Genomic DNA, 15,027 nt, shown 5'->3' with positions numbered 1-15,027 from the left:
CACGCAAAAAAAATATTCCAATGAAAAAATTACTCATTATATTATCATTAGCTGGCTCAATCGGATTTACAGGTTGTGCCGATCTGGATATAACGCCCAAAAATGTGGTTACGGATCAAGATCTGTTGAGCTCGCCCGCCGGTATGGATATTTACATGGCCAGGATGTATAGCCTAATGCCTTTCGAAGATTTCAAGTATATGGCACAATGGGGTATAGAATTTAATGGTTGGCTGGCTGCCATCGGTATTGAAGGAACTGGGGAAGCTGTGACCAGGGATGGCATCAGCACTTCTTTTACAGGTGAAAGGACAGCCTATTGGGAAAGAGCATTCGAATTACTTCGGGATGCGAACCATTTAATCGAGAATTTACCCAATTACAAGGACAAGTTTTCTGAGGATCTTTACAATCATTATTTAGGTGAAGGATACTATGTTCGGGCAACAGTATTTTATGCCATGGCACGACGCTTCGGTGGCGTACCATTGGTCACCAAAGTCTTACAATATCCAAATACCTCAGCTAATCTGGAAATTCCCCGTTCGAGTGAAGAAGATACCTGGAACCAGATCCTTAAAGATTATGATGAAGCGATCAAATTAATGCTTCCAAAAAGTCCCAAAACAGGTTACTCCAATAAATTTGTGGCGCTTTCTTTTAAATCCGAAGCCATGCTCTATGCGGGAAGTGTGGCTAAATACAATGAAACTGTTTCCGGTCGCTTGACAGGCCTCGGAAGGAAAACTGGTGTACGGGTTATCGGATTCGATGCATCCACAACAAAAGCTGCTTCACAAAAGTACTTTACGGAAGCCTATGCTGCCGCCCGACAAGTAATAAAAGCGGGAAGCTATTCTCTGTATAAAAAGAAATGGGCAGCGAACGATAAAGAAGCACAATACCAAAATATGGTTGATATGTTCAGTGACCTCAGTAGTCCGGAAAATATCTATGTCAAAGAATATGTCTATCCGACATTGACGCATAGTTTTGATGCATTTAGCTCGCCTTTCACCTTTCGGTCGCCACTTTCTGCAGGCACCTGTCCTACGGTAGATTTTATGGAACTTTTTGATGGATTTGACAAGTATGCTGACGGAACAGTCAAAGTGACTACCGGACAAAGCAGCAAGGAGGGCGAGTATAAGCTGTACGACAAACCGATGGACTTCTTTAAAAATGCGGAACCCCGCTTGCGTGCTTATGTTATTTTTCCCGATGATATCTTCAAGGAAAGAAAGATGGATATCAGGGCAGGGATTTATACCGGTCAAACACCTATAAAACCTTTGTTTACAGATTATTCCTATGCTACGGCGGATACGCGTTATCAACATTTAAGTGCTTATACTGGTTCACCAAAGACCTTGTATCTGAGTCCAAGAGATGGCGGTGGTCAACAAACGGTGGATTATAATGGGCAAAAAATGAATGCTGCTGGAAACGAAGGACCATTCTTCGATAATGGTGAAGCGACATTAACAGGTTTTTATGTGCGTAAATGGCTTAACACAAATCCAGCAAAAGAAGTTGGAGAAGGAAAATCTGATCAGCCCTTTATTTTGATGCGTTATGCTGAGGTCTTATTAAATGCTGCCGAAGCAGCAGTTGAACTGAAAATGCTCGGAGCAAGTCCAACAGATGGAAGCGACCCTTTACAGACAGCGACTAGCGCTGTCAATGAGATTCGCGCACGTGCGGGAGCAGATTTATTAACAGGTACGATTACTGGTGATAATATCGGAAGAGATATTGTCAGAAGGGAACGTCGCAAAGAACTCGCATTTGAACATAAAGCGAAATGGGACTTACGTCGCTGGCGGGTACTGCATTTTGAAGGTCGGGATGGTTTCTGGGGAACACAAAAGGATAAAAATCTATATAGTAATAACGAGAACTTCAGGTTCAGGGGATTGTATCCATTTTTTTCCACCTCAACAGGTAAATACTTCTTTGATGCACGATTTCAATGGGTAAGTACCAAAACATTCCGCTACACACCTGTAGACTATTATTTTGAAATTCCTGGCGGAGAGGTGGCAAAAAGTTCGGTGATCGACCAGCAGCCCAACCGATAGGTATGTATACTGCGTTGTGAACGTAAATACGCTAAGCACATTTTGCTTAGAAGGAGTGAATTTTTAATATTAACGTATAATGAATTATGGTGGAGTGGGACCACCACTAAACATATAAGAGATGAAAAATAGCATTTTTGGCGCGATGGGTATATTATGTATGCTGAGTTCGTGCAGCCTTTTTGAGGCAGATAATTATGAAGCCCCTTCGGTGGCATTAAAAGGAATTGTCGTTGACGCACAGACTGGTGAGCCAGTATTGACCGATCAGGGGAGTGAAGGTATCCGTGTCCGATTGACAGAACTTAGTTGGGGAGATAATGTGGACCACAACCCTGACTTCTATTGCATGCCCGACGGAACATTCCAGCATACCAAATTATTTAAAGGTAATTATAACATCACCGTAGACGGTCCTTTTATACCATTGGTGCGAACAGACAGTGATGGTAAGGTGCTGTCAGATGATAGCAAGAACATGGAGCTGAATGGTTCACATGAGATCAAGATGGAGGTGCATCCTTTCCTCAAGGTGGAATGGGTTGGTGAACCGACGGTGGAGAAGGGCAAAGTTAAGGCAAAAGTTCGGGTTACTCGTGCGGTGACCGAACAGTTTTTTCGCGAAAAAATAGAACCGATGGGAAATTATAGTCCCGATTTTCTAAATGTTAAGGATATTCAGTTATTTGTTAGCTACTCTTCCACGGTAGGATATAGGACACGAGATGAGCGATGGTCAACTAAAATAGACTATAGTGGAAATAGTTTTGATACAAAGTTGGGACAGGTTATCGAGATCGAGTCTGCAAATGAAATTCCCGCTGGTCGCACAGTTTTTGTTCGGGCGGCGTCCAGAATTAACTATGATACCCCCCGTGGTACAGGAACTCAGCGGTGGAATTACAATGAAGCCAAAAGAGTAGATATTCCATAAGGGAATCTACAACCATGTTGAGCCGGTCTGTTTAAAAGATCAATGTTGCAGTTGGATTTTGAATAACTGGTTCAGCTGGTAGACCAATAAACATGATAAAATCATATTGCATAGTATAAAAAATGCAGAAGTAAACGATAAGTAATAGCAATGGAAATAAACAATAGATTATGATTAAAACGAATATACTCGCTTTATTGACGCTGACGACGCTTCCTTTGTTCGCTCAAAGAAAAGATCCCGTAAAGACGACATTTCAGAGTTCCAGAGAATGGCGCCCGACCATTGACAACCGGGCGGACGCGGTGATGGTCTATGGAACAGGGGGGAATCCATCTGACAAGTCTCGAAAGATTCCATTTGAAGAGCGCGTGAAATCTTGGCGTGATAAGGGATATATTACCCATTTTATGACCGGGATTGCCTGGGGCGAGTATCAAGATTACTTTACAGGAAAATGGGATGGAAAGATGCACTTGGATGAGGGGCAAGTTGACGTAAAAGGTGATACCATCTGGCATGGTCATATGGTTCCCTATATTGTTCCTACAGCAAATTATTTAAAGTACATCAAAGAGCTGCATGTTAAGCGGGTTATTGATGCTGGGATTGACGCCATATTTATGGAAGAACCGGAATTCTGGGCACGCGCGGGTTACAGTGAATCATTTAAGAAAGAATGGAAAAAGTACTATGGTTTTGAGTGGCGACCGCAGCATGAATCGCCAGAAAATACTTACTTATCGAATAAATTAAAGTATGCTTTATACCTCAATGCACTGAATGAAGTGTTTACCTATGCGAAGTCGTACGGGAAAACCAAGGGAATGGACGTAAAATGCTATGTGCCCACGCATTCCTTGATCAACTATTCGCAGTGGATGATCGTCAGTCCTGAAGCGAGTTTGGCTTCGCTTCCGTGTGTGGATGGTTACATCGCGCAGGTATGGACAGGGACTTCGCGTGAACCCAACTATTTTAATGGTGTCGCGAAAGAACGTGTTTTCGAAACTGCTTTTTTGGAGTACGGTGCAATGGAATCTATGACCGCACCCACCGGACGAAAGATGTTTTTCCTGACGGACCCGATCGAAGATTGGCCGCGAGATTGGGCCGATTATAAGAAAAATTACCAAGCTACGTTCACAGCGCAGCTGCTATATCCGAATATCGCTGATTATGAAGTGATGCCCTGGCCCGAACGTATCTATGAGGGACTGTATAAGACAAGTCCCGATAGCGACCAAAAGGAAAAAATACCGCGGCATTATTCGACTCAGATGCAGATAATGATCAATAGCCTGAATAATATGCCAAAAACGGCAAGTCAAGTTTCCGGATCGACAGGAATTAGTGTCCTGCTGGCAAATTCGTTGATGTTTCAGCGTTTTCCGACGCATGCCGGATATGACGATCCACAACTGGCCAACTTTTACGGTCTTGCTCTTCCTTTTCTAAAACGTGGGGTGCCCATAAAAACAGTTCATCTGGAGAATTTAGGAATTAAGGATGCTCTGGCGGAGACGAAGGTACTCCTAATGTCTTACTCCAATATGAAACCCCTAGCTCCCGAAGCGCATCAGTACCTTGCAGATTGGGTGAAAAATGGTGGTGTTCTGATTTATTGCGGTACCGATCTCGATCCTTTTCAATCGGTACGGGAATGGTGGAACACCCATGGCAAACAGTACCAGCGGCCATCGGATCATCTATTTGAGAAAATGGGGCTGAAGACCGGTATGGCAGAAGAGGGGAAATATAATTACGGAAAAGGTACTTTTTATGTGTTACGATCAGACCCCAAAGAATTTGTGGTCAAACCCGATAACAGCCTCAAACTGTTGGACGTGACGAAGAGCCTTTATGAAAATAATCCTAAATCCGAAAAGTTGCAATTTAAAAATTATTTTACGTTGACGCGCGGTAATTACGATCTGATTGCCGTATTGGATGAAAGTGTGAGCAATGATCCTTATCAGGTGAAGGGAAATCTAATTGATCTTTATGATCCGGCTCTGCCCATTGTTACTTCCAAAAATATCCAGCCGAATGAACAGGGGCTGTTTGTGAATATAGATCATATAAAAAACAAACAACAGCCACAGGTACTGGCCTCAGCAAGCCGTATTTACGATGAAACATCGGCTGGGTATCATTATTCATTTACTGCAAAAAGCCCGATTAATACCACAAACATTTCTCGGATATTATTACCTGGTAAGCCAATGAGTGTTCTCGTGAATAAAAAAGAGGAATTTTTGGAAGCAAATTGGGATACGAAAACAAAAACGTATTTGCTGGGATTTGAAAATAATCCCGATGGTGTACGTGTAGATATCAAATGGTAATAGGTTAGATGCTCGATTTTCAGATTAAGGAGAGGATAGCAAGCTTGATTTTGTAAACTAGAGATTAATTATACGTTAGTTGCCATATCTGGAAAAAAATAAGAACCATATTCCCCGTGAATTTGGTTCTTATTTTATAGTCGCATTTAAGAGCGATCTCCAGTGAATCTGGGTAAGTTTCTGCCCCTATCCGGCAATATACAGCCAATGATTTGATTTGATTTTCAGGATGTAAATTTAATCTGTATCAAAATGAAAGCCGCTGTTTGATAGTTTACTATTTCAATTGCGAGTCTTGGAATTCGGTTGGACTGAGTCCAAATTGTTTTTGGAAATTTCGGGAGAAATGTGTGGCTGAACTATAACCTAATAAATTTGAAATTTCATAGACTTTGTATTGTCTTAAACTAAGTAACTCTGCCGCTTTTCGAAGCCTTGTCAGGTTAATCAGTTCATTTGGCGACAGGCTTGAGACCAGATTTATTTTTCGATATAAGGTGGGCCGACTCATGCAGAGAATGTCTGCCATACGGTCTACATTAAATTGTGGATCATCCAGATGTTCCATTATGATTTCTTCGATCTTGAGCAGGAAATCCTGATCACTTTGATTTTGACCGATTTGCTGTATCTGGGACATCGGATTCTTGATGAAAAATTCCTTGACTTTAATCCTGTTTTTTAGCAAGCTAGCAATTTGAGCTCTTAAAAAAGCAGGCGAAAATGGTTTTTCGATGTATGCGTCAGCACCATATTCTAAGCCTTGGATTTTTGATCCTATGCTATTTTTTGCCGTCAGTAAGATGACGGGAATATGTGCATAAGCAATATCTGCCTTGATTTTCTGGCAAAGCTCATAGCCATCCATTTCGGGCATCATCACATCACTGATGATTAAGTCGAAATACTCCGACGCGAGTAAATTTAAGGCCTCATTTCCATTTGTACTGGTGGTAATATGGTAATCTTCATTAAGGTCATCTGCGATAAATTCAAGTAATTCAGCATGATCATCTACTACTAATAAATTGGCTTTTGCATTCATAATCATTGGTTTGAACTGTGGTCTAGCGGTAACGTCAAACGGAATACATTCCATCGTGAACTTTCGACTTCAAATACTAGATTGCCCTGATGTTTTAATGCCAAGGATCTTGTCAATGCTAATCCTAAACCACTTCCGGGAATATTCTTATTTTGTTTTAAGCGATTGAATGGTTCAAAAATTCGTTCCCTTTCTTCTGAAGGAATTAAATCACCGTCGTTTTTCACGGTCAATATAGCAATATTTTTCTGTTTCTCCGCTGCTAAATTCACTTCAATATCCTTTAATGAGTATTTTAAGGCATTATTGAACAGGTTATAACAGATTTTATCAAAAGCATCTATATCAATGTACCCCATGATATCGGGAGCGATGGTGACCGTCATGTTTCTTCCCATGGCTTGAACCGTCACACTGAAATCATTGCTGATTTTTTGTACTGCCTGACTAATGTTTTCCAGCTCAAAATGTAATTTAAAGCTTTCCGTTTCGACTTGCCTAAAATCCAGCAACTGGTTACTGAGAGCAATCAATTTTTCGGTATTGTTCTGCATGGTCGTCAAGAGCTTGTCTGTTATTGGATTATGTTCGACCTTGTCCATAAGTTTTTCCAAGGGCGCTTTAATCAAGGTTAATGGTGTACGTATTTCATGGACTACATCCGTGTAAAAATTGATTTTTGAGCGATAGAGCTCTTGTTCGCGAAGATTTTGAACGGTCAGTAAATGTTGACGGTTTCGTTGTTTTATCTTTTCATTAAAATGATAAATAATAAATATAATAAGCGCGATAAGAATAAATGCATAACAGATGTAAGCAGGTATACTTGCCCAGATCGGGGGAAGAATAACAATTTTAAGACTTGCAGACGTAGGAATAACATTTCCGTTGGGGTCTTCAGCTTTAACCGTAAAAATATAGTCTCCCGGTGCAAGCTTGGTGAAATAAGCCCGTTGATTGCTGGTGATATCAACCCAGTTATTATCTAGGCCTTCCATCTTGTAACTGTAATGGATAGAATGGGGGGCTTGGTAATGCAGTGCGGCAAAATCAAGACTAAAGGATGATTCATCGTGTTTCAATTGAATTTTATCCGTGAATAGGATGGATTTGGAGAGTATATTGCCATCAGTATACTGGTTAATCGCTTTGTTATTGATATAGAGGTTTGTGATATAGATCGGAATTCCTGTATTATAAGTGATCTGATTGAGTTTTTTTGGATCAAAACGGATTAAACCGTTGATCGTGCCAAAATAAAAATTGCCCTGCCCATCATTAAAGGAGGAATTGTAATTGAACTGGATGGACGGTAAGCCCGATTCTAAGTTAAAAACCCTTTTTTTTCCATTCGACAAATGATAACGGACCAGTCCTTTGGAGGTGCTTACCCAGAGGTTATTTTGCTGATCCTCAAGAATAGCCAGGATCACGTTGCTGGGCATACCTTCATGTATGCCTATTTTTTCAAACCCGTTACCTGTAGGCTGCTTTTTGGCCATACCGCCTTCTGTAGCAACCCAGATCTGTTTTTGGGAGTCTTCAAATAGACTATTGATTCGGTTGTTTGGTAGGGAAGTTTGATCTTCCTTATTATGCGTATAATGCTTGAAAGCTCCTGTAGTCGGATTGAAGTAGAATAAGCCATCCCTCCAGGTGCCTAACCAGATATTTCCCTGTTTATCTTCAAGCACGGTTGTGTAAAACATATATTCGGGAACGTTTCGGAGGATATGAAAAGATTTATTGGAGAAATTAAAACGATACAAACCACGGGTGGAAGCTGCTAAAATCTCTCCCTTCCTTGTTTTATACAGATAAAAGAGGAAATTGCTCTGTAGATCGGTGTTGGAATAACTATTTCGATCAATGTGGTAAACAACTTTTTCTTGTCCGGGATCAAAAATATCCAGTCCGTTGACAAAAGTACCGACCAATATTTTATTGTCAAAGGGTAGAATTCCATGAATATTATTGTTTGCCAGATTTCCCTGTTTTTCAGAGAAATTTTTGATTTTTCCGGAAATAGGGTCTAGTTTGGACAAACCGCCATTTTCAGTGCCGATCCAGACATTGCCTGTAGGGTCTTTGGTAATGATACGTACGACAGATCCCTTTAAGCTACCGGGTTTATCCTGAGGTAAAAATTTTTCGATTATGCTGTTATTCTTATGATAGTAATTAACACCACCAAAATACGTCCCAAGCCAGATTCCTCGATCCCTGTCCTGGAGAATGTTATAAACGGCATTGTCAGAAATACCCCATGGGTTCTCCTGTTCTTTTTGAATATTGATAAAACTTTGATCCGCAATTTGATAAATGAAAAGCCCGGATTCAGTTGCAAACCAATACTCGGTATCATTCGGCTGCAGGATATCCCTGACATAGAGAAATTGCTTTAAGCGGTCTGGGCCTAAGATGGATTTTAAGCTTTTTTTCGTTAAATCGTATATATAAACGCCAGATTTGGAAGTGCCGATCAATAACTCCCCTTTACGGTTCTCCGTTATTTTTTCGATACTGAACCAATCTTTTGCACCATATTTTAATTGAAAGTCTAATAGGAGAACTGGTTCGTCGGCATTATTGATCCGGAAAATTTTTCCTTCCGGAGTACCAAAGAAAATAGTTCCATTTTTCGTGCAACTGACTGCCGTAATATAGAGATCTGATCTGGTAATTTGTTTAATTTCGTTGCTGATCAGATGATGGTAATAGAGCATACCGTTCGATATAAACCAGATTCGTTTTTTTTGATCTGTAATGATAACGGGTACATCCGAATTTTCGAACTGTTTACTTAACAACCTAAACTGTTCATCAATGGGGTTGTAACAGTAGATTCCCTGGTCGGTGCCAATCCAGATCCTTCTCCTGAAATCTTCTTTCAGGGAGATGATATTGTTGCCTCCTAAGCTGTTTTTTTCAGAGGTGGAAGCGTCAAAATGTTTGAAACTATTTCCGTCAAATCGGTTCAGACCATCTTTAGTGCCAAACCAGAGAAATCCGTAACTATCTTGCATACTACAGATTACTGCATTGTTTGAAAGCCCCTCATTAATCTGATAATGGTTAAAATAATAAGGCTGTGCCCGGATCAGCAAAGGAGACAACAGCAAGAAAAATAAAAAATGCAGCGGCTTGAGGTTGATCATGATCATTTGGTTATTGATACAAAATAGCTTAAAATTGAAACAATTTAATCCAAAAAAAATAAAAAAAAATTGGATTTTAGTATCTGTATTGTAACCAATAAAATTATAAAAAATATAGATAACAACGCACGTTGTCATTCCATAAAGATTATAAACGATTTAAATCATAATAAATGAAAGGAAAATTGCTGTTGCTGGGTATTTCCGGTATACTGACTTGTTGTTGTCTGTCTTGTCAACAGACGAATAGTTCAAAAGGTACCCCAAAAGATACGATTGCAGCCTTGATGGACACTGCATCATTTAGTACAACAATCGATACCAAAAAAGTCTATTTATACGAATTGACCAACAAAAATGGTGTACAGGCCTATTTTACAAATTTTGGTGCACGTATTGTCGGTCTGTGGGTGCCTGACCATACGGGTAAATTGTGTGATATTGTTTTGGGATTTTCTAAAGCCGTTGATTATAATAATCCCAAAGAACCATTTTTTGGAACGATTGTAGGGCCTTTCGGAAATCGTATCGCAAAAGGAAAATTTAAGCTGGATGGCAAGGACTATACGCTGGCGGTCAATAATGGACCTAATACATTGCACGGCGGCTTTAGAGGCGTACATTTTGCGCATTGGACCCTGAAGAAGTCGGACCCATCATCGCTTACTTTTGCGTATACATTACCCGATGGGCAAGAAGGGTTCCCGGGAAATATTCAGATGGAAGTTACCTACACACTCAATGACAACAATGAATTGATGATCGCTTATCGGGCTGAAACCGATAAAAAGACAGTGATCAATTTAACAAATCATGCTTATTTTAATTTGAACGGCGAGGGTAGCGGAACAATTTTAGACCATCAGCTTCAATTGTTTGCCAATCAATATACGCCCGTCGATAGTACCTTGATACCTACGGGACAATTGGCCGAAGTAAGAGGAACACCGTTTGATTTTATCTCTCCCAAGACTATTGGAAAAGATCTCAATACCGATGACAGGCAGCTCACCTATGGAAAAGGATATGACCATAATTTTGTGTTGAGCAAGGAGAAAGAAGGTGAATGGTATAAGGCCGCACATGTCGTGGGAGATAAGTCTGGTATTATCATGGATATTTTGACCACCGAACCGGGGATTCAATTCTATAGCGGTAACTTTATGAATGAGCAAGTGCAGTTAAAAAATGGTAAAAAAGATTCGTTTCGGACAGCTTTCTGTTTAGAACCGCAGCATTTTCCGGATGCGCCAAATCAAGCCAGTTTTCCAACCACAATTGTAAACCCCGGAGAGATCTATCAAACAAAATCCCTGTATCGTTTTTCAATAAAATAGTATAGATTAATAATGATTGGTTTTGGAAGTACATCTCTATGGGGATGTGCTTTCTTCTTTTGATACAAATAGGCAGTTTTTTGAGAAAAATCAATCGTCCAACTCATTGATTAAACCTTATTTTTGGATAATCAGTTATAAAACTAATCAAGTCAATAATGACAAAAAAAATAGGTCTATTATCTTATTTAATTGGAATTTGTTTTCTAAGTTCAGCGCAGAGCAATGCCGTCGTCGCTGTTGATCAACTACCGGTAGAGGGTAAAAATCTAAACTATATTAATAACCGATTGCCGTTAAAACAGAATGCCCTGCTAAAATTGCCTGTAGGAAGTATTGTTCCTCAAGGTTGGTTAGGAAAATATTTGGAGTTACAAAAAAATGGTCTTACTGGTCACCTTGGTGAGATCAGTGCCTGGTTATCAAAAAAAAATAATGCCTGGCTGAGCGCAGACGGAAAGGGTGATTATGGCTGGGAAGAAGTTCCTTACTGGTTAAAAGGCTACGCAAATCTGGGCTATATTCTGAAAGATCCAAAAATAATCGCGGAGTCAAAAATATGGTTGGAGGCAGCCATGAAGAGTCAACGGCCAGATGGCTACTTTGGCCCCCTGATCCTGCGCAACAATAAACCCGATTTATGGGGAAATATGATTATGCTCTGGTGTCTACAATCCTATTACGAATATAGTGCTGATCAACGTGTGCTAACCTTAATGACAAACTACTTTAGATGGCAGGCGAGTTTGCCCGATAGCTTTTTTCTAAAAGACTACTGGGAAAATAGTCGCGGTGGGGATAATTTATTATCAGTCTATTGGCTTTATAATCGGACTCAAGGGAATGAATGGTTGATGGACCTCGCCGATAAAATCCATCGTAATACGGCCAACTGGAGGCAAAAAGATGACTTGCCCAACTGGCACAATGTCAATGTTGCACAATGTTTCAGGGAGCCGGCGACTTATTATCTCAAAAGTCAGTCCGCTGAAGATCTGAAGGCGACTTACAATAATTTTCACTTTGTCAGACAGGTATTTGGCCAAGTGCCGGGCGGAATGTTCGGTGCCGATGAAAATGCCCGTCCGGGATATACCGACCCTAGGCAAGGAGTCGAAACCTGCGGTATGGTCGAACAGATGGCCTCCAATGAGATCCTTCTGGGAATCACGGGCGATCCTTTTTGGGCAGATCATGCGGAAGACGTGGCCTTCAATACGTATCCGGCAGCGGTAACAGCTGATTTCAAAGCGCTACGTTATATCACTAGCCCCAATATGAGCATTAGTGATAGTCACAATCATGCTCCGGGCATTGATAACAACGGCCCGTTTTTGATGATGAACCCTTTTAGTTCACGCTGTTGCCAGCACAACCATAGTCAAGGATGGCCATACTATGCAGAACACCTGTATATGGCAACAAACGATAATGGCGTTGCTGCGGTACTTTATGCTGCATCCAACGCGGATATCAAAGTCGCAGATAACAAAAAAATTCAGATTCAACAAAGCTCCAATTATCCATTCGAAGAATCGATCCGTTTCGCAATAGGAACGAATGGAAAGGCTATTGATTTCCCATTCTACTTGCGGGTTCCTGCCTGGGCAAAACAGGCACAGGTCAAAATTAATGGAAAGACACAGAACGTAGCAGCTGGCGCGAAGTATATTCGGATTGACAGAAAATGGAAAGATGGAGATCAGGTTGAGCTTTTGTTGCCAATGTCCATTGAGTTGAATACCTGGACAACGAATAAAAATGCCGTGAGTATTCAACGGGGCCCATTGACCTATGCCCTAAAGATTAAGGAAAATTACGTACAAAAGGATAGTAAAGCTTCGGCAATTGGTGACTCAAAATGGCAGGAAACTGCTGATCCGACCAAATGGCCTTCTTACGAGATCCTTCCGGCAAGTGATTGGAATTATGGCCTTGTTCAAGATCAATTGCTTGCTCCGGATCAATTGAAAGTAGTCAAACGGGCCTGGCCAAAAGATGCCTTTCCATTTGAAGCAGATGCGGTGCCCATTTCTATTTTGGTAAAAGCGAAACGAATTGATGGTTGGAAAATAGATGAAAATGGATTGACAGGGGTATTGCCCTTGAGTCCGGTCGAAAGTCAGGCAGCCGTAAAAGAAGTTGAATTGATTCCAATGGGGGCAGCCCGTTTGCGTATCGCCGCATTTCCGACAGTAAAGTAATAAAGATATAAATGATATAACGATTTTTATGATGAAGAAAACATTGTTTTTTGCCAGTTTGATGATGGCTGCACAATTGAATTTTGCACAGGAATGGAAACCGGCTGGGGATCACATATTGACCTCATGGGGTGAAAAAGTGACTGCACATCAACCCCATCCGGAATATCCGAGACCACAACTGGTACGAACAAATAATTGGCAAAATTTAAATGGTTTATGGAAATATGCCATTACTCCTGTCAATGTGAAGGACATACCTCAACAATGGGATGGAGATATTTTGGTTCCCTTTGCGATTGAATCCGCACTTTCTGGAGTCGGTAAGGAAGTGGGTAAGGATAAGGCATTATGGTATACCAATACCGTTACCTTGGACAAGTCGGTCAACAAAAATAATGTCTTGCTGCATTTTGGAGCCGTGGACTGGCAATGTGATGTGTATGTAAATAGTCAACTGGTCGGTAGGCACGAAGGCGGTTTTGATCCTTTTTCAATGGATGTAACCCGTTTTCTCAAAAAGGGAGCCAAACAGGAAATCGCTATACGTGTATGGGATCCTACGGACGATGGTCCACAACCTAGGGGTAAACAGGTCAATCGTCCGAATGGTATTTGGTATACACCAGTTACCGGGATATGGCAAACAGTATGGCTGGAAAGTGTACCACAATCCTATATTGTGACTACAAAGCAGACGCCGTACTTGGATGAAGGAGTACTTGCCTTTCAAGCAACAGTAGCAGGTAGCCGGGCCGGAGATGAAATTAAAGTGCGGGCACTAAACGGGACTCAGGTTATTAAAGAACAGGTGGGGCAACCAAATACGCTTTTCGAGCTTGCCGTACCGAATTTGGTTGCCTGGTCGCCCAATAATCCGAAGCTTTATGATTTAGAAATTCAGTTAGTCCGGAAAGGGAAGGTCATTGACCAAGCAAGAAGCTATTTTGCGATGCGTAAAATTTCAATGGGAAAAGATGAAAACGGAATACAGCGGCTCCTATTGAATAATAAGTTTACCTTTCAATATGGACCACTTGACCAAGGCTGGTGGCCCGATGGCTTGCATACAGCACCTACGGATGAAGCGTTAAAGTTTGATGTGATCAAGACAAAAGAAATGGGTTTTAATATGATCCGTAAACATATTAAGGTTGAACCAGCGCGTTGGTACCGCTATTGTGACAGTATCGGTATGCTTGTCTGGCAAGATATGCCAAGTGGTGACCTGGGGGGAAATCATTGGGATATGCAACCAGGAAAAATATCCGGTGGAAATCGGGACAAAATACGTTCGCAGGAGTCTGAGGGCTACTATAGAAAAGAGTGGAAGACCATCATGGAAGTTTTGCATAATTATCCGAGCATTGTGATTTGGGTGCCTTTTAATGAAGCTTGGGGCCAGTTTAAGACAAAAGAGATTACCGAATGGACCATGGCTAATGACCCATCCCGATTGGTAAATAGCGCGAGTGGTGGTAATTTTATGGAGACGGGTCATATATTGGATATACACAATTACCCGGATGCAGCGATGCCAGACCCAAAATTATTTGGGGCTAACCAAGTGCTGGCACTTGGAGAATTTGGTGGATTGGGCCTTCCGATTGATGGCCACTCCTGGCAGCAAAAAGACAATTGGGGGTACCAGAGCTTTAAAAATAAAACAGAACTTCTCGAACGATATAAGCAACTCATCCGTGATCTGACACGACTTATTCCAATGGGACTGTCGGCAGCAGTTTATACACAGACGACAGATGTTGAGGTGGAAACCAATGGTTTAATGACTTATGATCGTAAGGTGGTAAAAATGCCTGAAGCGGAATTAAATACAGCCCATCAGCCCTTATACCATGCACCAACAAAATAGTATTAAATGGACGCAATGAATGGAAATCGGGATAACATAAAATTGAT

At 41.1% G+C, this 15,027-nt stretch carries 8 protein-coding genes; 6 read left to right on the top strand and 2 right to left on the bottom strand.

Annotated elements, in window-relative coordinates; all coding sequences use genetic code 11:
• The first annotated feature begins 20 nt into the window (after positions 1-20).
• From D7322_RS19835 to D7322_RS19825, 3 genes are all read left to right on the top strand, one after another.
• Positions 21-2,081: a RagB/SusD family nutrient uptake outer membrane protein gene (locus D7322_RS19835; protein WP_121125974.1), complete on the top strand. Its 2,061-nt coding sequence runs from the start codon at positions 21-23 to the stop codon at positions 2,079-2,081.
• A gap of 121 nt (positions 2,082-2,202) precedes the next feature.
• A complete protein-coding gene (locus D7322_RS19830) occupies positions 2,203-3,015 on the top strand; it encodes a DUF3823 domain-containing protein (protein WP_121125973.1) in 813 nt (270 codons plus the stop codon).
• 170 nt (positions 3,016-3,185) lie between these two features.
• Positions 3,186-5,363 (top strand): hypothetical protein, encoded by a 2,178-nt coding sequence (locus tag D7322_RS19825; protein WP_121125972.1) that lies wholly within the window; start codon positions 3,186-3,188, stop codon positions 5,361-5,363.
• A gap of 277 nt (positions 5,364-5,640) precedes the next feature.
• Here D7322_RS19825 and D7322_RS19820 read toward each other — a convergent pair whose 3' ends face one another.
• Positions 5,641-6,408, bottom strand: coding sequence for a response regulator transcription factor (locus D7322_RS19820; RefSeq protein ID WP_245971392.1), 768 nt, complete (start codon positions 6,406-6,408; stop codon positions 5,641-5,643).
• 2 nt (positions 6,409-6,410) lie between these two features.
• Positions 6,411-9,566 (bottom strand): ligand-binding sensor domain-containing protein, encoded by a 3,156-nt coding sequence (locus tag D7322_RS19815; protein WP_183078778.1) that lies wholly within the window; start codon positions 9,564-9,566, stop codon positions 6,411-6,413.
• A 173-nt stretch (positions 9,567-9,739) separates the two neighbouring features.
• Here D7322_RS19815 and D7322_RS19810 point away from each other — a divergent pair, with 173 nt between their 5' ends.
• The 3 genes from D7322_RS19810 to D7322_RS19800 all read left to right on the top strand — a co-directional run bounded on the left by D7322_RS19810 (position 9,740) and on the right by D7322_RS19800 (position 14,980).
• Positions 9,740-10,903 (top strand): aldose epimerase family protein, encoded by a 1,164-nt coding sequence (locus tag D7322_RS19810; protein WP_121125969.1) that lies wholly within the window; start codon positions 9,740-9,742, stop codon positions 10,901-10,903.
• A 158-nt stretch (positions 10,904-11,061) separates the two neighbouring features.
• The gene (locus D7322_RS19805) at positions 11,062-13,107 is read left to right on the top strand and encodes a beta-L-arabinofuranosidase domain-containing protein (RefSeq protein ID WP_121125968.1); all 2,046 of its coding nucleotides are present in this window, start codon (positions 11,062-11,064) and stop codon (positions 13,105-13,107) included.
• A 28-nt stretch (positions 13,108-13,135) separates the two neighbouring features.
• Positions 13,136-14,980 (top strand): glycoside hydrolase family 2 protein, encoded by a 1,845-nt coding sequence (locus tag D7322_RS19800; protein WP_245971391.1) that lies wholly within the window; start codon positions 13,136-13,138, stop codon positions 14,978-14,980.
• Positions 14,981-15,027 lie beyond the last annotated feature (47 nt).

It is taken from the genome of Sphingobacterium puteale, assembly GCF_003627955.1.
Taxonomy (GTDB): domain Bacteria; phylum Bacteroidota; class Bacteroidia; order Sphingobacteriales; family Sphingobacteriaceae; genus Sphingobacterium; species Sphingobacterium puteale.
This window is presented reverse-complemented; position numbering and strand designations above follow the sequence as displayed.